Origin of the sequence: Halorubrum salinarum (genome assembly GCF_013267195.1) — an archaeon.
Lineage (GTDB): Archaea > Halobacteriota > Halobacteria > Halobacteriales > Haloferacaceae > Halorubrum > Halorubrum salinarum.
In genome coordinates this window covers 251,608-274,457 of record NZ_CP053941.1, presented here as the reverse complement: position 1 = coordinate 274,457, position 22,850 = coordinate 251,608, and the positions used below count along the sequence as shown (strand labels likewise).

At 71.4% G+C, this 22,850-nt stretch carries 26 protein-coding genes; 22 read left to right on the top strand and 4 right to left on the bottom strand.

The genetic code is table 11. From position 1 onward, the window contains the following. The first annotated feature begins 57 nt into the window (after nucleotides 1-57). The 3 genes from HPS36_RS01460 to HPS36_RS01450 all read left to right on the top strand — a co-directional run bounded on the left by HPS36_RS01460 (nucleotide 58) and on the right by HPS36_RS01450 (nucleotide 3,254). Entirely contained in the window at nucleotides 58-498 is a 441-nt protein-coding gene (locus tag HPS36_RS01460; RefSeq protein ID WP_173228227.1) for a universal stress protein, read from the top strand. A 56-nt stretch (nucleotides 499-554) separates the two neighbouring features. Continuing rightward, nucleotides 555-1,427 (top strand): universal stress protein, encoded by an 873-nt coding sequence (locus HPS36_RS01455; RefSeq protein ID WP_235681722.1) that lies wholly within the window; start codon nucleotides 555-557, stop codon nucleotides 1,425-1,427. A gap of 126 nt (nucleotides 1,428-1,553) precedes the next feature. Continuing rightward, complete coding sequence (locus tag HPS36_RS01450; protein WP_173228226.1) at nucleotides 1,554-3,254, top strand: acyl-CoA mutase large subunit family protein; 1,701 nt, start codon at nucleotides 1,554-1,556, stop codon at nucleotides 3,252-3,254. A 62-nt stretch (nucleotides 3,255-3,316) separates the two neighbouring features. Here HPS36_RS01450 and HPS36_RS01445 read toward each other — a convergent pair whose 3' ends face one another. Beyond that, entirely contained in the window at nucleotides 3,317-3,553 is a 237-nt protein-coding gene (locus HPS36_RS01445) for a hypothetical protein (RefSeq protein ID WP_053772270.1), read from the bottom strand. A 153-nt stretch (nucleotides 3,554-3,706) separates the two neighbouring features. On the opposite strand from HPS36_RS01445, the gene HPS36_RS01440 reads away from it, so the two are divergent. From HPS36_RS01440 to HPS36_RS01375, 14 genes are all read left to right on the top strand, one after another. Then, the gene (locus HPS36_RS01440) at nucleotides 3,707-4,471 is read left to right on the top strand and encodes a 4-phosphopantoate--beta-alanine ligase (protein ID WP_173228225.1); all 765 of its coding nucleotides are present in this window, start codon (nucleotides 3,707-3,709) and stop codon (nucleotides 4,469-4,471) included. 54 nt (nucleotides 4,472-4,525) lie between these two features. Then, nucleotides 4,526-4,975, top strand: coding sequence for an Lrp/AsnC family transcriptional regulator (locus HPS36_RS01435; protein ID WP_053772268.1), 450 nt, complete (start codon nucleotides 4,526-4,528; stop codon nucleotides 4,973-4,975). Between the two features lie 91 nt (nucleotides 4,976-5,066). Then, nucleotides 5,067-6,224 (top strand): DUF63 family protein, encoded by a 1,158-nt coding sequence (locus HPS36_RS01430; protein ID WP_173228224.1) that lies wholly within the window; start codon nucleotides 5,067-5,069, stop codon nucleotides 6,222-6,224. A 216-nt stretch (nucleotides 6,225-6,440) separates the two neighbouring features. Further along, a complete protein-coding gene (locus HPS36_RS01425; protein ID WP_173228223.1) occupies nucleotides 6,441-6,590 on the top strand; it encodes a hypothetical protein in 150 nt (49 codons plus the stop codon). A gap of 105 nt (nucleotides 6,591-6,695) precedes the next feature. Further along, nucleotides 6,696-7,865, top strand: a complete 1,170-nt coding sequence (gene coaBC, locus HPS36_RS01420; protein ID WP_173228222.1) for a bifunctional phosphopantothenoylcysteine decarboxylase/phosphopantothenate--cysteine ligase CoaBC — start codon at nucleotides 6,696-6,698, stop codon at nucleotides 7,863-7,865. 196 nt (nucleotides 7,866-8,061) lie between these two features. Continuing rightward, nucleotides 8,062-9,315 (top strand): monovalent cation/H+ antiporter subunit E, encoded by a 1,254-nt coding sequence (locus tag HPS36_RS01415; protein WP_173228221.1) that lies wholly within the window; start codon nucleotides 8,062-8,064, stop codon nucleotides 9,313-9,315. Then, nucleotides 9,312-9,617, top strand: a complete 306-nt coding sequence (locus HPS36_RS01410) for a cation:proton antiporter (RefSeq protein ID WP_053772262.1) — start codon at nucleotides 9,312-9,314, stop codon at nucleotides 9,615-9,617. Before HPS36_RS01415 ends, HPS36_RS01410 begins: the two co-directional genes overlap by 4 nt. Then, nucleotides 9,614-9,946, top strand: coding sequence for a monovalent cation/H(+) antiporter subunit G (mnhG, locus tag HPS36_RS01405; protein WP_121562015.1), 333 nt, complete (start codon nucleotides 9,614-9,616; stop codon nucleotides 9,944-9,946). The genes HPS36_RS01410 and mnhG overlap by 4 nt, the downstream gene beginning before the upstream one ends. Continuing rightward, a complete protein-coding gene (locus HPS36_RS01400; protein ID WP_173228220.1) occupies nucleotides 9,943-10,533 on the top strand; it encodes a DUF4040 domain-containing protein in 591 nt (196 codons plus the stop codon). The genes mnhG and HPS36_RS01400 overlap by 4 nt, the downstream gene beginning before the upstream one ends. Continuing rightward, nucleotides 10,530-11,240, top strand: a complete 711-nt coding sequence (locus HPS36_RS01395; RefSeq protein ID WP_173228219.1) for an MnhB domain-containing protein — start codon at nucleotides 10,530-10,532, stop codon at nucleotides 11,238-11,240. Before HPS36_RS01400 ends, HPS36_RS01395 begins: the two co-directional genes overlap by 4 nt. Beyond that, nucleotides 11,240-11,752, top strand: coding sequence for a cation:proton antiporter subunit C (locus HPS36_RS01390; RefSeq protein ID WP_173228218.1), 513 nt, complete (start codon nucleotides 11,240-11,242; stop codon nucleotides 11,750-11,752). The genes HPS36_RS01395 and HPS36_RS01390 overlap by 1 nt, the downstream gene beginning before the upstream one ends. Next, the gene (locus tag HPS36_RS01385; RefSeq protein WP_173228217.1) at nucleotides 11,745-13,373 is read left to right on the top strand and encodes a proton-conducting transporter transmembrane domain-containing protein; all 1,629 of its coding nucleotides are present in this window, start codon (nucleotides 11,745-11,747) and stop codon (nucleotides 13,371-13,373) included. Before HPS36_RS01390 ends, HPS36_RS01385 begins: the two co-directional genes overlap by 8 nt. Next, the gene (locus tag HPS36_RS01380; RefSeq protein WP_173228216.1) at nucleotides 13,370-15,565 is read left to right on the top strand and encodes a proton-conducting transporter transmembrane domain-containing protein; all 2,196 of its coding nucleotides are present in this window, start codon (nucleotides 13,370-13,372) and stop codon (nucleotides 15,563-15,565) included. Before HPS36_RS01385 ends, HPS36_RS01380 begins: the two co-directional genes overlap by 4 nt. Beyond that, on the top strand, nucleotides 15,562-17,340 hold the full coding sequence (locus HPS36_RS01375) for a Na(+)/H(+) antiporter subunit D (RefSeq protein WP_173228215.1): 1,779 nt from the start codon (nucleotides 15,562-15,564) through the stop codon (nucleotides 17,338-17,340). Before HPS36_RS01380 ends, HPS36_RS01375 begins: the two co-directional genes overlap by 4 nt. 17 nt (nucleotides 17,341-17,357) lie before the next feature. Here the strand turns inward: HPS36_RS01375 and HPS36_RS01370 are convergent, their stop codons facing one another. From HPS36_RS01370 to HPS36_RS01360, 3 genes are all read right to left on the bottom strand, one after another. Then, nucleotides 17,358-17,714: a hypothetical protein gene (locus HPS36_RS01370; protein ID WP_173228214.1), complete on the bottom strand. Its 357-nt coding sequence runs from the start codon at nucleotides 17,712-17,714 to the stop codon at nucleotides 17,358-17,360. Between the two features lie 49 nt (nucleotides 17,715-17,763). Continuing rightward, on the bottom strand, nucleotides 17,764-18,117 hold the full coding sequence (locus HPS36_RS01365) for a helix-turn-helix transcriptional regulator (RefSeq protein WP_004598213.1): 354 nt from the start codon (nucleotides 18,115-18,117) through the stop codon (nucleotides 17,764-17,766). A gap of 104 nt (nucleotides 18,118-18,221) precedes the next feature. Beyond that, nucleotides 18,222-19,055 (bottom strand): NRDE family protein, encoded by an 834-nt coding sequence (locus HPS36_RS01360; protein WP_173228213.1) that lies wholly within the window; start codon nucleotides 19,053-19,055, stop codon nucleotides 18,222-18,224. A gap of 107 nt (nucleotides 19,056-19,162) precedes the next feature. Between HPS36_RS01360 and HPS36_RS01355 the strand changes: the two genes are divergently transcribed. The 5 genes from HPS36_RS01355 to HPS36_RS01335 all read left to right on the top strand — a co-directional run bounded on the left by HPS36_RS01355 (nucleotide 19,163) and on the right by HPS36_RS01335 (nucleotide 22,832). Further along, entirely contained in the window at nucleotides 19,163-20,233 is a 1,071-nt protein-coding gene (locus tag HPS36_RS01355; protein WP_173228212.1) for a glucose 1-dehydrogenase, read from the top strand. Further along, nucleotides 20,220-20,852 (top strand): transcriptional regulator GfcR, encoded by a 633-nt coding sequence (gene gfcR / locus HPS36_RS01350; RefSeq protein ID WP_121562025.1) that lies wholly within the window; start codon nucleotides 20,220-20,222, stop codon nucleotides 20,850-20,852. Before HPS36_RS01355 ends, gfcR begins: the two co-directional genes overlap by 14 nt. 83 nt (nucleotides 20,853-20,935) lie before the next feature. Further along, nucleotides 20,936-21,280 (top strand): glutaredoxin family protein, encoded by a 345-nt coding sequence (locus tag HPS36_RS01345; protein WP_137715495.1) that lies wholly within the window; start codon nucleotides 20,936-20,938, stop codon nucleotides 21,278-21,280. A 175-nt stretch (nucleotides 21,281-21,455) separates the two neighbouring features. After that, the gene (locus HPS36_RS01340; protein WP_121562027.1) at nucleotides 21,456-22,025 is read left to right on the top strand and encodes a DUF7110 family protein; all 570 of its coding nucleotides are present in this window, start codon (nucleotides 21,456-21,458) and stop codon (nucleotides 22,023-22,025) included. Between the two features lie 93 nt (nucleotides 22,026-22,118). Then, a complete protein-coding gene (locus HPS36_RS01335; protein WP_173228211.1) occupies nucleotides 22,119-22,832 on the top strand; it encodes a diphthine--ammonia ligase in 714 nt (237 codons plus the stop codon). Nucleotides 22,833-22,850 lie beyond the last annotated feature (18 nt).

Below are 22,850 nucleotides of genomic sequence, written 5' to 3'. Positions count from 1 at the left end.
GCGACGCCCGGGGAGGCGAGGCCACCTTCTTAAGCGCAGCCGGCCGTACTACCTCGCATGGACGGACCCGACGACACCGGCGGCCAGGATCTGCTCGGGCACGTGCTCCTCCCGGTCGCGAACGAGGAGGACGCGCTTCGAACGGCGCGGGCGCTCGACCCCTACGACCCCGCGCGGGTGACCGCGCTTCACGTCGTCGAGAAGGGGGACGGCGTGCCGGACAAGACCCCCATCGAGCAGTCGGAGGAGCTCGCGGCCGAGTCGTACGCGGCGGTCAGAACGGTGTTCCCCGACGCCGCCGAGCACACGGCCTACGCCCGGGACGTGGTCGAGGCGATCTTCGACGCGGCGGGCGAGGTGGACGCGAGCGCGATCGCCTACCAGTCGCGCGGGGGGAACCGCCTGGTCCAGTTCCTCTCCGGGGACCTGTCGGCCGAGATCGCGACCGACGCGCCGGTGCCCGTGATCGCGCTCCCGCGCGCCGACGCGGACGAATGAGCCGCCGTCGCGCCCGCGAGGGCGGGTCGTCGGCGCGCTGACGCGGCGGTCGACCGATGCCGCACAGCGACGACCGACCGACGGGACGCGCCGACGACCGCCCCGTCGTCATGGTCGCCCTCTCGAACCCGCGCACCGAGGCGGCGCTCGTCGCGCTCGCCGGCGCCGTGGCCGACAGCCGTGACGCCCGCCTCCTCGCGGTTCACGTCGTCACCGTCCCCGACCAGACCTCGCTGGAGAACGCTGCCGCGAACCGGGAGCGGCTCGACCGGTCTTCCGCCGAGCTGCTCTCGGCGGCCGTCGCCGACGCGGCGCCGTTCGACGCGCCGGTCGAGACGAAGACGATCCTCTCGCACCGCGGGATCGAGGAGGTGTTCGACGCCGCGCGGGCGACCGGCGCCGACGCCGTAGTGATGGGCTACGGCGGGGCGCGGTTCGCCGGCGGGCGCGTCGAGGGCTCGCTGGACGAACTGGCCCGCGACCTCCCCTGCGACTTCCTCGTCTTCGACGGGCGGCGGCTCGACCCCGCCGACGTGCTCGTGCCGACCGCCGGCGGCCCGTCGTCGGACCTCTCCGCCGAGGTCGCGCTCGCGCTCCGGGAGGCGGTCGGCGCCGAGGTCTCGCTGCTACACGTCGTCGAGGAGAGCGACGAGGCGGCGGGCCGCGAGTTCCTCGCCGACTGGGCCGAGGGGCACGGCCTCGGGGACGCCGACCTGCGCGTCGAGACCGGCGACGTGGAGGCGGCGATCGGTCGCGTCGGCGAGGGGTACGACCTCGTGATCGTCGGCGCCACTGAGCGCGGCCTCCTCTCACGGATCGTCCGCGGGTCGCTCGCGCTCGCGGCCGTCGAGGCCCTCGATACGCCGGTGCTGCTCGCGGAGCGCCCCACGCCGCGGTCGCTCCGCGACCGGCTGTTCGGGGATCGCTGAGCCGACCGCTCGGTGGGCGATCGGCCCGTGCCGAGCGCGACGAGGCGGTCGTTTCCGGGGTCGCTCGCGGCCGCCCCTTTCAGAATATAATGAATATTTATACCCGACCGGCGGGTAACGGGCGGTATGTACGACGACGAGGAGCTCTCCGAGATCCGCGAGGCGAAGGAGTCGTGGGAGGCGGAGACGCTCGACCCCACCCTCGACCGCCACGGGGAGCGGAAGTCGCGGTTCGCGACCGTCTCGAACCGCGAGGTCGACCGCCTGTACACCCCCGCGGACGTCGCCGACCTCGACTACGACGAGGACCTCGGGTTCCCCGGCGAGGAGCCGTACACCCGCGGCGTCTACCCGACGATGTACCGCGGCCGGACGTGGACGATGCGGCAGTTCGCGGGGTTCGGCACCGCCGAGGAGACGAACGAGCGGTTCCGCTATCTCATCGACGAGGGACAGACCGGCCTCTCGACCGCGTTCGACATGCCCTCGCTGATGGGGATCGACTCCGACGACAAGATGTCGCTCGGCGAGGTCGGCAAGGAGGGCGTCGCGGTCGACACGCTCCGCGACATGGAGGTGCTGTTCGACGGCATCGACCTCGCGGAGGTGTCGACCTCGTTCACGATCAACCCGAGCGCGCCGGTGATCTACGCGATGTACGTCGCGCTCGCCGACCGCCGGGGCGTCCCGCGCGAGGAGCTCCGGGGCACCCTCCAGAACGACATGCTCAAGGAGTTCATCGCGCAGAAGGAGTGGGTGATCCCGCCGGAGCCGTCCCTCGACCTGGTGACCGACACCATCGAGTTCGCGGTCGAGGAGACGCCCAAGTTCAAGCCGATCTCCGTGTCGGGCTACCACATCCGCGAGGCGGGGTCGACCGCGGTCCAGGAGCTGGCGTTCACCCTCGCCGACGGGTTCGCCTACGTCGAGGCGTGCCTCGACCGCGGGCTCGACGTCGACGAGTTCGCCCCGCAGCTCTCCTTCTTCTTCAACTCCCACAACTCGCTGTTCGAGGAGGTCGCGAAGTTCCGCGCCGCGCGCCGCATCTACGCGACCGTGATGGACGAGTGGTACGGCGCGGAGGCGGACGCCTCGAAGCAGCTGAAGTTCCACACCCAGACCGCGGGCCAGTCGCTGACGGCCCAGCAGCCGCTGAACAACGTCGCGCGCGTCACGATTCAGGCGCTGGCGGGCGTGCTGGGCGGCACCCAGAGCCTCCACACCAACTCCTTCGACGAGGCGCTCGCGCTCCCCTCCGAGCAGGCGGTGCGCGTCGCGCTCCGGACCCAGCAGATCATCGCCGAGGAGTCCGGCGCGGCCGACATCGTCGACCCGCTCGGCGGCTCCTTCGCGGTCGAGAGCCTCACCGACGAGACGGAGGCCGAGGCGATGGCGTACATCGAGGAGATCCGGGAGATGGGCGACGGCTCCGTGCGCGACGGCGTTCTCCACGGCATCGAGCAGGGGTACTTCCACCGCGAGATCCAGGAGTCGGCCTACGAGTACCAGGAGCGCGTCGACGAGGGCGAGGAGACGGTCGTCGGCGTCAACGCCTACGAGATCGACGAGGACACCCGGCCGGACCTGCTGAAGGTCGACGAGACGACCCGCGAGCGCCAGCTCGACCGGCTGGAGTCGGTGAAAGCCGAGCGCGACGACGACGCGGTCGCGGCCGCGCTCGACGACCTCCGCGACGCGGTCGCGGCCGGCGAGAACGCCATGCCCGAGATCGTCACCGCCGTCAAGGCGTACGCGACGATGGGCGAGATCATGGAGGTGTTCGAGACGGAACACGGCGCGTACCGCGAGCGGATCGGCGTCGCCTGACGCCGGAACGGAAAAACGAAACCGGACGGGTCGGTCGGCCGCGCGATCCCGCGGGCCGCGAACTACGCCGTCTCGACCGGACGCGCGGACTCCGCGCACCACGCGTTTCCACGGCGGCCCGCTCGCCGGAGGTCGAGCTCGACGACCGAGCCGGCGTCGAGCGACGACAGCTCGGCCTCCACGTCTGGGTCGTCGTACTCGACGACGTACAGCGTCCCGTTGCGCGGGTATTCACGGAGCGTGATCGCCCCGTGGTCGTTACACGCTCTGACGACCGTGTACTTCCCAGTCCGATTCATCACGCGCGGCGTTTCGGTTTCCAGAAACTTAGTTATGCCATCCGTCCGGCCGCGGCGGAGGCGACTGAGGCCGGCGAGCGGACGAGGGGGCGGCGGTCCGGCGCCGCCGACCGTGAACGGTCCATTTTAATCGACCCGTCGCCTCCCTCGGGTATGACGGAGACGGAGATCCCCGAGGACCACCCCCGGTACGCCTCGCTCGTGACGCGCCACCGGATCGAGGCGGGCGTCGAGAAGGGGATCACCTCGAAGCAGGGGCTGATCGCGCAGGGGCGCGGCGAGGCGTTCGACTACCTCCTCGGCGAGCGCACGCTGCCGAGCGCCGACGCCGCCGCGCGCGCCGCGGCCGCGACGCTCCTGCTCGCCGAGCGCCCCGTGATCTCGGTGAACGGCAACGTCGCCGCCCTCGCGCCGAGCGAGACGGTCGACCTGGCCGCGGCGGTCGACGCCGACCTCGAGGTGAACCTGTTCAACCACACCGACGAGCGGGTCCGGCGGATCGCCGACCACCTGCGCGAACACGGCGCCGACGAGGTGAAGGGGCTCGCCGGCGACGGCGAGATCCCCGGGCTCGACCACGCGCGCGGCGTCGTCGACGCTGACGGGATCGAGGCGGCCGACGTCGTCGTGGTCCCCTTGGAGGACGGCGACCGCGCCGCCGCGCTCGACGCGATGGGGAAGACCGAGATCGTGATCGACCTCAACCCCGGGAGCCGCTCGCCGCGCACGGCCGACGTGCCGATCATCGACAACCTGATCCGCGCCGTGCCGAACGTCGCGGCGCACGCGCGAGACCTCGCGGACGCGATGCCCGAGGAACTCCGCGGGATCGTCGACGAGTTCGACGCCGCCGCCGCGCTCGACGCGGCGGAGGCGGCGATCCGCGAGGGGTCGTTCGCGGACGCGGACGGGTCGTAGCCGCCGGTTGCTCCCGCCGGAAAACAAAAGCCTCCGCCCCCCGTACGGACTCGTATGGAACTCGACGAGACGGACCGGGCGATCCTGCGAATCCTCCAGGAGGACGCGCGGACCCCGTTCTCGGAGGTCGCGCGGCGGATCGACATGTCCAGCGCGACCGTCCACGACCGGGTCAGCCGCCTCGAGGAGGCGGGCGTCATCCGCGGGTACCACGCCGACATCGACCCGAAGGCGGTGGGGTACGGCGTCGGCGCGTTCGTCGGCCTCCGCGTCGAGCAGGGCCGCGAGGAGGACGCGCTCGAACGCCTCCGCGGTATCGACGGCGTCCGCGAGATCCACCTCACCACCGGCGAGTGGGACGTCATCCTCCGGGTCGTCGCGGCCGACACCGATCGGCTCCGGGAGCTGATGTTCGAGCGGATCGCGGAGACCGAGGGGTTCTCGCGCTCGCAGACGATGGTCATCCTCGGCACCGACTACGAGCGGGCCGGGCCGCCGCTGTAGGCCGGCGCGGCGGGGCGCCCCGCGGCGCGACCGCTCGACCGCGTCGCCCGCGACCGGAACGCTCAACTCGGGACCTCCCCGAACGGTGACCATGAGCACAGGCCTCGCGGACGGGTTCGACCCGTCGCCGGAGCGCGCGTGGGCGGCTGTCGTCGGCGGCGTCACGGCGTTGTTGGCGGTCGGATCCGTCGTCTTCCCCCGCGTCGTCTACGACCGGTTCCTCTGGCGCTACTTCTGGGGGCCGGTGGTCGCGGACGGCGAGGGCGCGCAGTGCGCGGTCCGGGAGGCCGGCGGCACCACGGAGCTGCTCGGCAGCAGCGCGGCGTGCGAGGCGGCGCGGAGCGCCGGCGAGGTCGTCGCGGCGCCGGGGTACACCACCTTCTCGACGGTGAGCTACGTGGTGATCCTGCTGGCGATGCTGATCGGTGTCGTCTTCCTCCTCCGCCGGCTCGACATCGCGACGGAGCTCCGCTTCTTCTACGCGCTGTTCCCGTTCATGCTGTTCGGCGGGGCGATGCGGACGGTCGAGGACGCGGGCGTCGCCGCGACCGCCGCCGGCGTCGACCCGCTGATCGCGTTCCCGGCGAGCGCGGTGCTGATCAGCCCGTTCATCTACTTCACGGTGTTCCTGTTCACGCTCGCGTGCGTGCTGACGGCGTACGGCCTCGAACGCCGGGGCGTCGTCGACGACTACGCGCGGCCGCTGTTCGCGCTGGGAACCGCGGGGCTCGCGCTCGCGGTCGGCTACCTCGCGTACCTGGCGGCCACGACGGGCTACGTCACCTTCTACCCGCAGGTGCTCGTCCCCACGCTCGTCATCGCGACGGTCGCGACCGCGGTCACGTGGGCGCTGGCGACGCGCCGGATCGCGACGATCCGCCAGGGCACCGGCGCCGCTGGGATCGTGATCATCTGGGGACACGCGATCGACGGCGTCGCGAACGTGATCGGGCTCAACTGGATGCCCGCGCTGACCGGCACCGCGAACCTCGTCCCGAAGCACGTCGTCAACGCGCTGATCGTCGACTGGACCGGGCGGCTGCTGCCGGAGTCGATCGTCTCCGTCACCGGGGACGCGTGGCCGTTCCTGTTGGTGAAGCTCGCGGCCGCGACGTTCGTCGTCTGGGTGTTCAACGGCGAGATGTACGAGGAGTCGCCGCGCTACACGCTGCTGTTGCTGATCACGGTGCTGGCCGTGGGGCTCGGCCCCGGCACGCGGGACATGCTGCGCGCGACGTTCGGGGTCTGAGAACCGACCGCCGTGGCCGCGCGTCGCTCTCGGGGGTCGTCGCAGTTCTCACTCGCTCGGTTCGTTGACTGGGACAGCCCGGCGGCGCAACGTCCGGGTCGCACGATAGCGTCGACCGTAGGTGCCCCGAGAGCCGTCTCGCTGAACGGAAGATTTTCACTCGTTCCGACGGCAGTACCGCTCGTGCCCTCCGAAATCGGCGGTCAATCGGCTCGCGTGTACGCGATCCAGGTCGGTTTCTGGGCGATCGTGTTCGCCGCGGGCGCGCTCGCCGTCGGATATCAGCGAGCGGTCTCGCTGGCCGCTGCTGTCTTCGGTGCGGCGATCCTGCTCGGCTCGGTCGCCTTGGAACTTACCGAGCGGTAGACGCGATTCGCGTTCGGAACTGCTCGCCGAGAGCGTCCCGTTCGGGTTCCGTCCCCGATCCGCAACGGCATCATATAAGCCGTCGGGGGCGGAACGGACTCGGTAATGCTGGACGGGGTCAACGTCGCGCTCGGCGTCTCGGGGAGCATCGCGGCGGTGAAGGTCGTCGAACTCGCGCACGAACTGCGCCGACAGGGCGCGAGCGTCCGCGCCGTCATGTCCCCGGCGGCGACGGACATCGTCCACCCGTGGGCGGTCGACTTCGCGACCGACGAGCCGGTCGTCACCGAGATCACCGGCGACGTGGAACACGTCGAGCTCTGCGGCCGCGAGGGGTGGGCCGACGTGCTGCTGCTCGCGCCCGCGACCGCCAACACCGCGGGGAAGGTCGCGGCCGCGGTCGACGACACGCCCGTGACGACCTGCGCGACGACCGCCCTGGGCGCCGACGTGCCGGTCGTGATGGCGCCCGCGATGCACGAGCCGATGTACGACCACCCCGGGGTGTTGGACGCCTTGGACCGCCTGGAGTCGTGGGGCGTCCGCTTCGCTGACCCGCGGATCGAGGAGGGGAAGGCGAAGATCGCGGCCGAGGGCGACATCGTCACCGAGGTCGCGCGGGCGACAACGCCGCAGACGCTCGCCGGGACGCACGTCGTCGTCACCGCCGGCGCGACGAAGGAGCGGATCGACCCGATCCGCATCCTGACGAACCGCGCGTCGGGGAAGACCGGCCGGGCGGTCGCGCGGGCGCTGTACGTCCGCGGCGCGCGGGTGACGCTCGTCCAGGACGGGCCCGAGGTCCCCTACGCCGACGTGGTCGCGGTCGAGACGGCAGACGAGATGATGGCCGCCTGCCGGCGGACGGCGGCGACCGCGGACGCGCTGGTCTCCGCGGCCGCCATCTCCGATTTCACCGCCGACGCGGTCGGCGAGAAGATCCGGTCCGGGTCGCCGCTGTCGCTTGACTTAGAGCCCACGCCGAAGCTCATCGACTCGGTGCGCGAGGCGTACCCGGACCTCCCAATCGTCGGGTTCAAGGCCGAGACGTCGGGAGACGACGCGGCGATGGTCGCGGAGGCCGAGCGCATCCGCGACCGGGTCGGGCTGGCGTTCGTCGTCGCGAACGACGCGAGCGTGATGGGCGACGACGAGACGCGCGTCCTGCTGGTCGGCGAGGCGGGCACCGAGCCCGCGGAGGCGACGGGGTCGAAGGACGCGGTCGCCGGGCGCATCGCCGACCGGCTCGCGGCAACGCTCGACGCGTCGGCTTGAGCGTCGGCCGACTCGGTCGCTCGCGTGAACGCTCGCGACGCCCTCGCGCGGGCCGCGGGCCGTGCGGACCGTATCGCCCGCCTCCGGCAGGGTCACCGCGGATACAAACTGTTTTGGGGCGGTAGGGTAACCACACGGATAGAGTAACCCATGTGTAACGAGACGGTCACGCACGGCTCCGTGGGAGGTGTGGTGGGTGGCTGACGGCGACCCTCCGACCGGCCAGGTCACCGACGGCGACGCGCCGGCGGACGCCGCGGCCACGGCGACGGACGCGACGGCGGAGTCGGCGTCGGCCGGCGCGGTCATCGTTCCGGTCGAGCCGAGTTCCACGCTCCGCTCGACGGTCGCTCACGTCGCGGAGGCGGCCGCGGCCGACGGCGCCTCGGCGATCCACTTCGTCGAGATCGCCTCGTGGCGGAACGGCGACCCGGAGAGCGACGAGCGCGCCGCCGCGGCCGAGCGCGTGCTCGAACGGGTCACGTCGTGGGCGACCGCCGACCTCGACGACTCGGAGGCGGAGGCCGCCTCGGAGGTCGAAGTCGTCTCGGCGGTGCTCGGCGCCGACGACTACCTGTTCGGCGCCGACGACTACGTCCGCGTCCTCGCGGAGTACGCCGAGGCCAACGGGGCCGACCGCGTCGTCTTGGACCCCGAGTACACCCCGGTCGGGAACACGACGCTGCTCCAGCCGCTGGAGTTCGCGCTCTCGAACACCCCGCTGTCGGTCGAGACCGCGCCGGTCGACCGGCCGACGCGCCGCGAGCGGTTCCGGACCGAGGCCACGACCGGACGGTTCGTGGCGCTGTTCGGCCTGTCGCTGGCGTTTTACCTCCTCCTCGGGGACCCGACCTACTGGTTCGACTTGGTGACGGGCGTCGCCACCGCCGCGGTCGTCTCGATCACCCTCTCGCGGGTGAGCCTCGACTCGAACCCGGCGATCCCCCGGACGCCGATGCGGATCGTCCGCGGGGTGATCTACGTCCCCGTGCTGCTATTCGAGATCGTGAAGGCGAACCTCGTCGTCGCCCGCGTCATCCTCGACCCCCGACTCCCGATCGACCCGACGCTCAACCGGATGCGCGTGATCGTCGGGAGCGGGCTCCCGCTGATGACGCTCGCGAACTCGATCACGCTGACGCCCGGCACGCTCACCGTCCGCGCCCGCGACAGCGACCTCTACGTCCACTCGCTGGTCCCGTGGGCCCGCGAGGGGCTGTTCGACGGCTCCCTCGAACGGTGGACCCGGTTCGTCTACTACGGGCGCCGGTCGGCGCGGCTGCCGACCCCGCGCGAGCGCGACGACGTGGCGATCCTCCAGGGCGACGAGGCGACCGAGGAGCTGCCGATCGCCGCCGCGGACGGCGGCGCGGTCGAGGCGACCGAGGCGAGCGGTGAGGCCGAGTCGACGACCGGCGCGAGCGACGCCGACGGGGTGACCGACCGATGAGCCTCGTCGACGCGCCGCTCGCGGCCGGCTACACGCTCGGCGACTTCCTGCTCGTCGCGGCCGCCGGCTTCGCCGTCCTCGCGGTCGGGATGCTCTACCGCGCGGTCGTCGGGCCGACGATGCAAGACCGGGTGCTGGCGGTGAACGTCCTCGGGACGAACACCGTCGTCATCCTCGCCATCCTCGGCGCGGCGCTCGGCGAGCCGACGTTCCTCGACATCGCCTTAGTGTACGCGCTGCTCAACTTCCTGATGGCCATCGCCATCTCGAAGTTCACCGTCGAGCGGGGTGGTGTGCTGTGACCGCCGCGACGCTGGAGACGGCCCGCGTCTGGCTGGTCGTGGCCCTCACACTGCTCGGGCTGTTCTTCTCGTTCGTCTCGATGGTGGGCGTGCTCCGGCTGCCGGACGTCTACTCGCGGGCGCACACCGCCTCGCAGGCCGACACGCTGGGCGCGGGCTTCGGGCTCGCGGCCGTCGCGCTCACCGTCGGGCTGGCGGGGGCCGGCTTCAAGTCGGTGCTCCTGCTGTTCTTCATCTTCGTGACGAACCCGACCGCGGCCCACGCCATCGCCCGGGCCGCCTTCGAGGAGGGAATCGTGCCGTGGATCGAGGGGGACGACCGCCGATGACGGGGGCGCTCGCGGCCGCCGGTCCCCTCGGTGCGCCCGTCGTCGCGCAGGTCACCGCCGTCGAGGCGAGCCTGTTCGTCTTCGTCGTGTTGACCGCGCTGTTCACCGCGCTGGCGCGCGACGTGCTCGCGGCGGTGATCATCTTCGGCGCGTACAGCCTCGGGATGGCCGCGCTGTACACGTTCTACCGCGCCCCCGACGTGGCGATGACGGAGGCCGCCATCTCCGCCGGCGTCACGACCGTGCTGCTGCTGCTCACGCTCGCGAAGACGACCCGAATCGACCACGAGGCGGCCTTCGAGTCGGTGAACCTGCCCGCGGCCGGCGCGGCCGGCCTGCTGTTCGCCGGGCTGATGCTCACGATGGCCGACATCCCGGCGGTCGGGTCCGCGGACGCGCCGATCTGGTCGAACCCGGACGTGACCCAGTGGTACATCGCGGAGACGTACGCGGAGACGCACGTCGAGAACACGGTGATGGCCGTGCTGGCGGCGTTCCGCGGCTTCGACACGTTCGGCGAGGCCGTCGTCGTGTTCGCGGCCGGGATCGCCGCCCTCATCGTCCTCCACCGGGAGGTGTTCGCATGAGCGGCACAGACGCCGGCCCCAACGGGGACGCCGAGACCGCTTCCGACGGCGGGTTCGGTCGCGACCGCCCGCCCCGCGAGGACGGCCGCCTCGACTCGGACAGCCGGCAGGGCACCCCGTACACGGAGAGCCAGGTGATCATGCCGACGGTGAAGATCGTCGCGCCGTTCGCGTTCACCTACGGCCTGTTCGTCACCTTCCACGGCGCCGGCTCGCCCGGCGGCGGGTTCCAGGGCGGCGCCATCGTGGCCGCCGTCGTGTTCATGATCGCGTTCGCGTTCGGCATCGAGGCCACCCGGCAGTGGCTCGCGAACACCGTCGTCGTCGCGCTCGCGGTCGGCGGCGCGCTCGTGTTCGCCGGCATCGGGCTGGTCCCGGTCGCGCTCGGCGGCGCGTTCCTCCAGTACGAGCTGCTCCCGATCCCGGACCCGGTCAAGTACGGGATGGAGGGCGTCGAGATCCTCGGGATCGGCACCATCGTCGCCGGCGTCCTCATGGGCCTGTTCTTCGTCCTCGCGAAGGGGTTCGCCGACGCCGGCGGGTTCGCCGACGCGGACGCCTTCGACGACGAGGTCGGCGGCGACGCCGAGGGCGAGGCGTCGCCCGACGCGGAGGGCGAGAGCGCCGGATCGACCGCCACGACCGACGACGGCGGGTCGGACCTGGGCGCCCCGGGACCGGCCGCGACCGACGGGGGTGAGCTGTAGTGTCCGCCCCGCTCGGCGCCGGCGCGGCCGTCTCGACGCTCGCCTCGGCCACCGGCGCGGTCGACGTGCTCGCAACGAGACACGCGTACGTCGCGTTCGCGGTGCTGCTGTGCATCGGCCTTTACATGATGATCGCGAATCCGAACCTCGTGAAGAAGATCATCGGTCTCAACCTGTTCCAGACGGCGATCTTCCTGTTGTTCATCGCCTCGGCGTACGTCGACGGCGGATCGATCCCGATCGTCCCGACCGGCGGGCCGGAGGGCGGCCTCTACGTCAGTCCGCTCCCGCACGTCCTCGTGCTCACCGCCATCGTCGTGGGCGTGAGCCTCACCGCCGTCGGGCTCGCGCTGTGTATCCGGATATACGACGAGTACGGGACGCTGCGGACCGACACGCTCCGCGAACTGCTCCGCGACGAGGGGTCGATCCCGTCGCGGCGGTCGGCGGGAGCGTCGGGGGCGGACGGCGCGGTCGAGTCGCCCGAGACGGGAGGTGAGGCGGATGACTGACGTCCTCCTGCCGCTCGCGATCGTCGTCCCCATCGTGGCGGCGACGCTGCCGCTGGCGCTCGGCCTGCGGTACGACCGCGTCGGCTGGCCGGTCGCCGCGGTCGGGACGACCGCCGTGGCGGGGATCGCGGCCGCGATCGCCGCTGAAGTGGTGCTGAACGGCCCGTTCGACCACGCGCTCGGCGGCTTCCTCCCGCCGGTCGGGATCGAGCTCGTCGCCGACCGGCTGTCGGTCGCGGTGCTGCTGCTCGTGGCCGCGGTCTCGGTCGCGACGCTCGCGTTCGCGCGGGCCGCCGGCCCCCACGGGAACCCCTTCTACAGCGCCTACCTCCTGCTGGTCGGGGGGCTCGCCGGGATGACGCTCACCGGGGACCTGTTCAACCTGTTCGTCTTCTTGGAGATCACCGGGCTGACGACGTACGCGCTCATCGCTTCCGACCGCACCGGGGCGAGCGCGTACGCCTCGCTGAAGTACCTCGTCGTCGGCACGGTCGGCGCCTCGCTGTACCTGCTCGGCGTTGGCTACGTCTTCCTCGCGACGGGGACGCTCAACATGCTCGACGTCCAGGCGCAGATCGTCGCGCAGGCCGGCTACGGCGACCCGCTGGTCCGCGCGAGCTACGCGTTCATCGTGACGGGGCTGGCGCTGAAGATCGCCATCTTCCCGGTCCACTCCTGGCAGCCGGACGCCTACCAGCGGGCGCCGGACTCGGTCACGACGATCGTCGCGGCGCTGGTCTCGACGACGAGCGCGTACGCGCTCATCCGCGTGACCTACACCGTGTTCACGGTCGACTTCCTCGCGGCCAACGAGGGGATCGCGACCGCGCTGCTCGCCGTTTCGACGGTCTCGATCGTCGCTGGCTCCGCGCTCGCCGCGATGCAGTCGAACCTCAAGCGGATGTTCGCGTACTCCTCGGTCGCGCAGTTCGGCATGATCGGCGCGGCGGTCGCGCTGGCGAACGAGACGGCCCTGCTCGGCGGGATCGTCCACCTGATCGGCCACGCGATCCTGAAGTTCGGCCTGTTCCTCGGGATTGGGCTGCTCGCGCTGGGCTACGGCACCCGGCGGATCGAGGACCTCGCGAGCGCCGCGCGCGCCGCCCCGTACACGTCCGGCGCGCTCGCGGTCCTCGGGCTCGCCTTGGTCGGCATCCCGCCGTCGATCGGCTTCCTCGGCAAGTGGTACATCGGCGTGGGCGCGGTCGACGCCGGCCTCGCCGGCGGCGGCGCGGTCGGGATCGCGGTCGCGGCGGCGATATTCGTCAGCACGCTGTTCACGCTGTCGTACGTCGCGCGGCTGCTCGAGCGGTTCTACTTCGCCGGCGCCGGGCTCCCGGGCGACCACGGCGAGGTGCCCAGTGACGGCGCGGCCGCCGACGGTGGCCGCGCGGGCGACTCCGCCGCGACCGACGGCGGCGAGGGGTCCGTCGCGAAGACGGCCGACGGCCTCCCGGCGCCCGTCGAGGGCGCGCCGCGGTCGTCGCTCGTCCCCGACCGGGTGCCGACGGCGCCGCTGCTCGCGCTCGCGCTGGCGGTGGTGGCGGCGGTCGGCCTCGGATTCGGCGGCTTCTCGCTCGCGGAGTGGTTCGGCCCGTTCATCACGGAGGTGTTCGCATGACTGACGTTGTACTCTCAGACCCACGACCCCTGCTGGCGGTTCTCGTCTCGTTCGTCGCGGCGTTCCTCATCGTCGCGTCGCACCGCTCGCCGAACGTCCGCGAGGGCTGGACGCTCGTCGCGTCGCTCGCGAAGTTCGGTATCGTCGCGTCGATGCTCCCGGCAGTCCTCGACGGTCGGACCTTCGAGTGGTCGGCCGGCGCGTTCCTGCCCGGCGTCGGCGCGCCGATCGAGTTCGCCCTCCGCGCGGACGCGCTCGGCATGCTGTTCGCGTTCCTCGCCAGCGGGCTGTGGATAATCACCTCCTTCTACAGCATCGGCTACATGCGCGGGCTCGACGAGCCGAACCAGACCCGGTACTTCGCGGCGTTCGCGGTGTCGCTCGCCGCGACGATGGGCATCGCGTTCGCCGGCAACCTCGTGACGATATTCGTCTTCTACGAGCTGCTGTCGATCGCGACGTACCCGCTCGTCGCGCACGACGAGACGGCCGAGGCGCGCTCGGCCGGCCGCAAGTACCTCGCGTACACGATGTTCGGCGGCGGCGTGCTCGTCCTCGCTGGCACCGCGCTCGTCTACCTGCTCGCGGGCAGCGTCGACTTCACCGCGGGCGGCATCGCGGAGCTCGCGAACGCCGACCCCGGGCTGGCGATGCTCGCCTTCTTCCTGCTCGCGATCGGGTTCGGCGTGAAGGCCGGGATCATGCCGCTCCACCAGTGGCTCCCCGAGGCGATGGTGGCGCCGACGCCCGTCTCCGGGCTCCTCCACGCGGTCGCCGTCGTCAAGTCCGGCGCGTTCGGCGTCTCGCGGGTCGTCCTCGACGTGTTCGGCCCCGAACTGGTCTTCGACCTGTCGCTCCCGCTCGGCTTCACGGCGGGGCTCGTCCTATCGACCATCGGCGCGATCACGCTCACGGCGGCCTCGCTCATCGCCCTCCGGAAGGACCACCTGAAGCGCCGGCTCGCCTACTCGACGATCAGCCAGCTGAGCTACATCATCCTCGGGCTCGGCCTCTTCGGGTGGTACGGGCTCGTGGGCGCGCTCCTCCACATCCCGGCGCACGCGTTCATGAAGCTCACCCTGTTCTTCTGTGCGGGCAACATCCACGTGTCCACCCACACGGACTACATCTCGCAGATGGCGGGGATCGGCAAGCGGATGCCCCTGACGATGGGGGCGTTCACGGTGGCCTCGCTCGGGATGGCGGGGATCCCGCTCCTCGCCGGCTTCGTCAGCAAGTACTACATGCTCATCGGCGGGGTGCGGATGGGGATGAGCTTCACCCCGGTCGCGTACTACCTCGCCGGCGCGCTGCTGCTCTCCGGCGTGCTCAATATCGCGTACTTCTGGCCCGTGATCTACACCGCCTTCTTCGAGGCGGAGGACGCCCACGACGCGAAGCCCCTCGTGGACTTCCCGCTCGGCGGCGAGTCGCGGTCGATCGTCGCGGCGACGGACGGCGGCCGCGCCGAGGACCACGCGGCGACGGACGGCGGCCGCGCCGGTGACGACGCGGACGAGGGAAGCGACGAGGCGAACGAGGAGGACGACGACGCGGATCCCGCCGGCGACGTCGACGACATCGTCGCGGACGCTGGGGGACCGGCGCCGGACGACTCGGACGGACCCTCGTCCGCGCCCGACGGCGTCGACGAGTCCGAGGTCCCCGACGCCGACCTCGACGACCTCCCGACCGACGAGGAAGGCGTCGTCCGGCCGGACTTCGCGGCGACCGAGCGCGACTTCTCGGAGCCGGCCGAGCGCGTCGACACCGGCGACTACGCGGTCGACCAGCGGCCGTCCGACGCCGACGTGCCGTTCGGTCCCGGCCGCGGTGAGGCGAACTCGACGGACACGGGCAAGCCGGACGCCGGTGACGCGGACCGCGTCGCCGACGAGGGGCGTGGCCCCGACGACCCGCACGGCGACCACGACGACGACCCGCACGGCGGGCACGACGCCGACACGCACGACGACGGTCACCACGGCGGGCCGCCGCCGGGCGGCTGGGAGCACATTGCCGGCCTCGACGCGCTCCGCGGCCGGGAGTCGACGTGGTTCACGCTCGGGCCGATCCTCGCCGCGATGACGCTCGCGGTGCTGCTCGGCGTGATCCCCTACGAGATGGGCTTCCTGGAGCTGATCGAGCTCATCGTCGACGCGCGGCTCCCAGAGGGGGTGGTCCGCCCGTGACTGCGCCCGTCGGTCTCCTGAGCTCGATTCCGCCGTACGTCCTCGTCGCGTTCGCGGCGCTCGCGGTGCTGGCGCTGCCGCGGCGGGCAGGGCACGCGGTCGCGGCGCTGGCGACGGCGTTCACCTTCGTCCAGGCGGTGCTGCTGGGCGACGGCGGCACCGGCGCGCACCTCGCGACGCAGTTCCTCGGCTTCGAGGTCGTGTTCTTCAACGTCGACCAGTTCTCGCTGCTGATGGGCGTGGTCGTCGGCTTCCTCGCGACCGCCGCGGTGCTGTACGCCTACGGCAGCGAGGCGCCGACGTGGCTGTCCGCGTTCGCGCTGCTGTACGTCGCCACCACCCTCGGGACCATCTACGCCGGCGACTGGCTCACGCTCGTCTTCTTCTGGGAGCTGACGGCGGTCACGTCGACGCTGCTCGTCTGGCAGCACGGCGGGGCGGCCGTGCGGGCCGGCTACCGCTACGCGCTGTTCCACGGCACCGGCGGGACCGTCCTGCTCGCAGCGGTGGTCGTCCACTTCGCGAACGCCGGGACGTTCCTGTTCTCGGAGACGGCGGGCATCGACCCGGCCGCGACGGTGCTCGCCGCGATCGGGATCGGGATCAACTGCGGGTTCATCTTCCTGCACAGCTGGCTCCCCGACACCTACCCCCGCCCGCACGTCGCGGCGTCGGTGTTCCTCTCGGTGTTCACGACGAAGACCGCCGCCTACGTGATGTACCGCGCCTTCCCCGAGGGCGGCATGTGGCTCGCGTACCTCGGCGGGTTCATGGCCGTCTACGGCGCGTTCTTCGCGCTGCTCCAGTACGACCCGCGCCGCCTGCTGTCGTACCACATCCAGGCCCAGCTGGGCTACATGCTCGCCGGCTTCGGCCTCGCCACGGCGGTCGGCGAGTTCGCGGTCGTCGGAGGCTTCGCGCACCTGTTCAACAACGTCCTCTACAAGAGCCTCCTGTTCATGGCGGTCGGCGTCGTGGTGTACCGGACCGGAGTCGAGGACATCCGCGAGATGGGCGGGCTCTGGCGGGTGATGCCCGTCACCTTCGTCGTCTACCTCGTCGGCGCGGCCTCGATTACCGCGGTGCCGGGGTTCAACGGCTTCATCTCGAAGGGGATGGTGCTCGACTCCGCCCACGAGGTACACAACTACGTCCTGCTCTTGGACAGCGGGCTGCTCTGGTGGCTGCTCGTCCTCGGCGGCGTGGGGACGTTCATGTCGTTCATCAAGCTGGGCTACTACGTGTTCTTCCACGGGTCGGCGACGCTGTCGCCCGACGACGCCACGCCGTTCCAGACGGTCGGCATGGTGCTGGCCGCCGGGGCGTGCGTCTTCTTCGGCGTCTTCTACACCCAGCTGATCGAGGTGATGCCGTTCACCGACCTCATCCTCAGCGACGAGGTGTACTTCAAGCCGTACAGTCGGAGCCACCTGACCGAGAGCGCGGCGCTGCTCGTCGCCGGGTTCGTCGGCTTCTTCGCGCTGAAACGCCCGCTCGGCTGGCTCGCCCACCGGATGCCGGACGTCGACCGCGTGCTGTTCCCGGCCGCGTTCTACCTCGGGCGCAGCTCGGTGTGGGGCGTCACCGAGCTGTGGGCCGCCGTCGACCGCGCGACGATGGCGCTCGCGGGCGCGACGATGCGGACCGCGACCCGCCCGCGAGAGGTGCTCGCGCGGGCCGGGATCGACACCGAGATCCGCGCCGGCATCGGTCGCAGCGTGCTATTCTTGACGCTCGCGGCCGGCGTCGCGCTGTTCGCCTTCATGCTGGCCTGAGCCGGGATCGCTACCGCTCACGCATTCCCGTCGTCGAGCCGGCGCGCCCGTTCGCTGAGCGTGAGGAACGCGACCGCGCCGAAGAACGCGACCACGAACCCGAAGACCGCGGCGTCGCCGTCGGCGTAGTGGCCGAACAGGACGGGGGTGACGCTCAGACCGAAGAGGCCGAGGGCGTACCCCGCCCTGTCAGCCCGGTCCTCGAACCGGGGCGTCGCCGCGAGCAGCGACACGTCGAACGCGAGGTAGAAGTAGGCGGCGCCGGCGTAGACGGCCCCGGTGCCGAGGGCGGTCGGGAGGGACGGGACGAGCTGGTAGAGGCCGATGGCGGCGAGGAGGCCGACGCCGGCCGCGAGCGGGAGGGCTCGGTTCACGGACGCCCGATCCGAGAGCGCAGTGATAAAAGCCGCGAGCGACCGGCGCTCAGTACTCCTCGTACGCGAGGTTCATCATCCACTGCGAGAAGGCGTCGGCCTGCGCGTCGACCTCCTCCTCGCCGATGAACGGCGAGAGCATGTCGTCGGCCATCAGCAGCGAGAAGTCGAGGTCGCGCGGCGCGGGCTCCAAGTAGTAGGTGTTGTGACCGTCATAGACGGTGTCTTCCCGCTGGATGACCCCCGCCTCCTCTAAGGACTCGGCGATGCGGCTCCCCTTCCGCGAGGAGACGTCGAGCTCCTTCCAGAAGTCGCTCTGGTGGATGCCGCCGGTCTCGCGGATGAGTTCGAGGCCGGCGCGCTCGTCCGCCGACAGGTCGGACTCGATTTCGGACGCGCTCATACTCTCTCACGCCCCCCGAATCGCTTAAAACTGGCTTTCCGGTCGTCCGTGCCGCGCGGGCGACCCCTCGCGGGTCGACCGCGTTGCGGACCCGTCCTCCCCGGTCAGTCGTCGCCGACCGCGAAATCGGCCGGGAGCGACACCGGTTCCGCGGGCGTCTCGCACGGCGGTCCGTCGGCGTAGGCCATCTCGGGGGCGTCGCCGGTCCGGATCCGGGTGAACGACCGCGTGCCGAACGAGTCTCCGTGGAGGCAGGCGCCGTACTCGTGGTCGGCGAGGACGCCGCTCGCGCGGTCGAGCCACGACGCCCCCGACTCGCCCGGCTCCGGGACCAGGGCGGCCGCGATCCGTCTCGCGCTGTCGGCGCGCTCCTCGCCGAACGCCCGCCGCCGCTCGGGGACCGCGAACTGCTCCGTACCGTTGACCACGCCGCCGACGTTGCCGACGACGTGGACGCCCGGATCGAGCCTGGTCGCGGCCAGGCCGCCGTCGTACGCCAGCAGGAACGCCGCCCGCTCGTCCGCGAGGACGAGGTTGAAGCCGTCGTAGTCGCGCTCGTCGAGCTCGCGCTCGACCGCTCGCACCGCCGCCTCGGCGGAGGGGGCCGTCAGGCAGTCGCGGACGAGCAGCCCGCGCGACCGGTCGCCCTCGCGGTCGGCGTCGAGCCACCGGTTCGTGACGGCGACGACGAGGCCGCCCTCGGAGACGCCGATCCACGTCCCGCCGGCCTCCGCGTCGCGCGGAGCGACGTACCGGACGCGCCCGCCGGCGTCGCCGTCCGTTCCGCGGCCGCCGTCGTCCGCCCGGCCGCCGTCACCGCTCGTTGCGCCGCGAACCGCGGGGGGCTCGCTCGGGCGGTCGAGCGCCTCGTCGCGGGTGGCGGCGAGCGCGACGGGGGCGTCGCCGAACGTCCGCCACGCGAGAGTCAGGGTACACACGGCGATCCGTACGCCGGACCGACTGAAAACTCCCCCGGGGGAATCCGGAGCACGTGTTTACTCACAACAAAAGAAATCTTTTGGTGGCTGACCGCTTGGGTCGTGACATGAACGCGATAGCCGTCTACGAGGGAGCCGACGAACCGGTCGTGACAGAGAAGCCGCGACCGGAGCCCGCGCCCGGCGAGGCGCTCGTTCGGACCCTGCGGGTCGGCGTCGACGGCACGGACCACGAGGTCATCGCCGGCGGGCACGGCGGGACGCCCGCGGGCGAGGACCACCTCGTGTTGGGCCACGAGGCCGTCGGCGTGGTCGAGGACCCCAACGACACGCCGTTCGAGGTCGGGGACGTGGTCGTTCCGACGGTCCGCCGCCCGCCGAACGGCGCCAACGAGTACTTCGCGCGCGGCGAGCCGGACATGGCGCCGGAGGGGGAGTACCACGAGCGCGGCATCGTCGGCGCGCACGGGTTCATGGCCGAGTACTTCACCAGCCCCGCGGAGTTCTTAGTCGAGATCCCGCCCGCGCTCGCCGAGTGGGGGTTCCTCGTCGAGCCGGTCTCGATCGCGGAGAAGGCGCTCGACCACGCGTACGCCAGCCGGTCGGCGTTCCGCTGGGAGCCCGAGTCGGCGCTCGTGCTCGGCAACGGGTCGCTCGGCCTCCTGACCGTCGCGACCCTCGACGAGGAGTTCGAGCGGACCTACTGTCTCGGGCGGCGCGAGCGCCCGGACCCGACGATCGACATCATCGAGTCGCTGGGGGCGACGTACGTGAACTCCAACGAGACGCCGATCCCAGAGGTGCCCGGCGCGTACGAGCCCATGGACCTCGTCTTCGAGGCGACGGGGTACGCCCCGCACGCGTTCGAGACCATCGAGGCGCTCGCGCCCAACGGCGTCGGCGCGCTCCTCGGCGTCCCGGGCGACTGGGAGTTCGAGATCGACGGCGGCCGGCTCCACCGCGAGTTCGTCCTCCACAACAAGGCGCTCGTCGGCAGCGTCAACTCCGGGTACGGCCACTTCGAGTCCGCCGTCGAGTCGCTCTCGGCCCTTTCGGACGAGTTCTTAGGCGATCTCGTGACCGGCGTCCACGGGCTCGACGACTTCGAGGCCGCGTTCGCGGATGACGACACGACTATTAAAACGGCGGTCGAATTCGCCGCGTATGAAGAACGTTGACGACCTGATAGACAGCGCGGCGGAGCTCGCGGAGCGGGGGCTCTCGAAGGGCGAGATCGCTGACGAGCTGAACGTCTCCCGCGAGACGGCGAGCTGGCTCGTCGAGCGCGGCGGCGGCGCCGAGAGCGCGGAAGCGGCCGACGCGACCGCCTCCGCCGACATCCACGTCGACTGGTCGGCGCTCGGGCGCGACTCGACCCGCCTCGGCTACGCGGCGAGCGCGATGGCGGACCTCCTCGTCAAGCAGGGCGAGGAGGTCGACCTGACGGTCGGCATCGAGAAGGCCGGCGCGCCGCTCGCCACCGCGGTCGCGGACCGGCTCGACACCGACCTCGGCACGTACGCCCCCGCGAAACACCAGTGGGAGGAGGGAGACATCGACGAGCACGGCGGCGGCTTCTCGCGGAACTTCGCCGCGATCCGGAACCGCGACTGCTACGTCGTCGACGACATCATCACCTCGGGGACGACGATGCGGGAGTCGATCGACGCGATCCGCGAGCAGGGCGGCGAGCCCGTCGCGTGCGTCGTCTTGGTCGACAAGATGGGGTACGACGAGATAGACGGCGTCCCAGTCTACTCGCTCGTCGACGTGGTCCGCGTCGACCGCGACGAGTAGGCGCGGGGGCCGCGCGCGGACGACCCGTGCGCGGACGACAGCCGTGCGGAACCCATTTGCCTCGCCGACGCGTACGGATGGTCATGACGTTCAGCCCCGAAACGGACGCCGACCCGGAAGCGATCGAGGAGCGCGTCGAGACGACAATCGCCGACAACGACGTGGTGCTTTTCATGAAGGGGAACCGCCTGATGCCGCAGTGCGGCTACTCGCAGCGCGCCGTCGAACTGATCTCCCAGCACGTCGAGGAGTTCGAGACCGTCGACGTGCTGCCCGCGCTGCCGCAGTACCGCGAGGCGCTCGAGTCCCACAGCGGCTGGGAGACGATCCCGCAGACCTTCGTCGACGGCGAGTTCGTCGGCGGGAGCGACGTGCTCGCCGAGCTGGACGAGCGCGGCGAGCTCGCCGCGGAGCTTGGCGCCGAGTGAGCCCGGTTCCGCGCAGAACGTGACTCGGCCCCGGGGTGACCCCGCCCGCTCGCCGCACCGATCTTCACACCTCGAAGGGCAGGCCATATAAACCCACGGTGCCTATATAGGGCAGGTGCAGCCGTTGCCGCTGCCGCCGTGACCACCGGTTCGACCCCACCGCATCCCACAAACAATGACAGGCCGCGTGTTCCGACTTCATTCGACGCTCGAATTGCCCCTCGAAGACGTAGAGACGTACTTCGACGAAGACCCCGATCTGCCGGAGGAGATCGACGACATCGACATCACGCGTCGAAACAACACACTCATCATCAAGGCCCTGTCCGACGACGAGTCGATCAGCAAGTACACCCCCACGGCGCAGCTGAAGGCGTCGGTCACGGAGACCCGCGTCTGGGAGGAGGAGCCGCCCCGCGCCGGCGGCCCGCAGTGGATGGACGACGAGGAGGAAGAGATTCCCTCCGAGCTCGTCGAGTTCGCCTGCTTCAAGGGCGACCGCGAGACCGTCCTCCAGAACTCCGCGCTCCAGTACCCCATGTTCCTCGTGCTCCGCAAGATCGCAACCCTCTCCGAGAAGGGGACGCTGACCGCGATCACCGAGGAGGACGGCGACCTGGAGGCGACGCGGATCGTCGAGGGCGAGCCGCGCCCCGCCAGCATCGAGGTCGTCGAGAGCCCGCAAGGCGCCGGCGAGGGCGACGGCGGCGTCAACTGGCGCGACAACGAGTTCATCTCGGACTGACGCGGCGCGCCCGTCGCGCGCGCGACACGCGAAACGCGGCCCCGCTACGGCCCGACCGCCGACCCTTTATCCGCGCGACTCCCTCTCGAAGTCATGAGCAACTGGGTGAGCCTCTTCTCCGGCGGGAAGGACTCCTCGTGGGCGCTGTACCGCGCGCTGGAGGAGGGACTCGACGTCTCGCGGCTGCTGACCGTCCACCCCGCCGGCGACTCGTACATGTACCACACGCCGGCGACGGAGCTCGCCGCGCTCGCGGCCGAGAGCGTCGGGATCGACCTCGTCGAGGTGTCGCCCGACGACTTCGGCGCGGACGACGTCGACGACGCGGGCGCCCAGGGCGACGCCGAGTTGAAGCCGATGGAGGCGGCGCTCCGCGAGCTCGCGGCCGACGACGACCTCGACCTCGCGGGCGTCACCGCGGGCGCGGTCGAGAGCGAGTTCCAGACGAACCGGATTCAGGCGATGTGCGACCGGCTCGGGATCGACCTGTTCGCGCCGCTGTGGCAGCGGGACCCGGTCGAGCTGGCGGAGGCGATGTTCGACGCCGGCTTCGAGATCCGGATCGTTCAGGTGGCGGCGTACGGCCTCGACGAGTCGTGGCTCGGGCGGCGCTTCGACGCGGACGCGCTCGACGACCTGCTCGCGCTCCGCGAGGAGTACGGGGTCCACCCGCTGGGCGAGGGCGGCGAGTTCGAGACGTACGTCGTCGACGGCCCGCACATGGACCGGCGCATCGACCTCACCTACGACCCGGTGTGGGAGGGCGACCGGGGACACGTCGAGATTCGAGACGCCCGGCTGGAGTGAGGGCGGGGAGCGGCGACC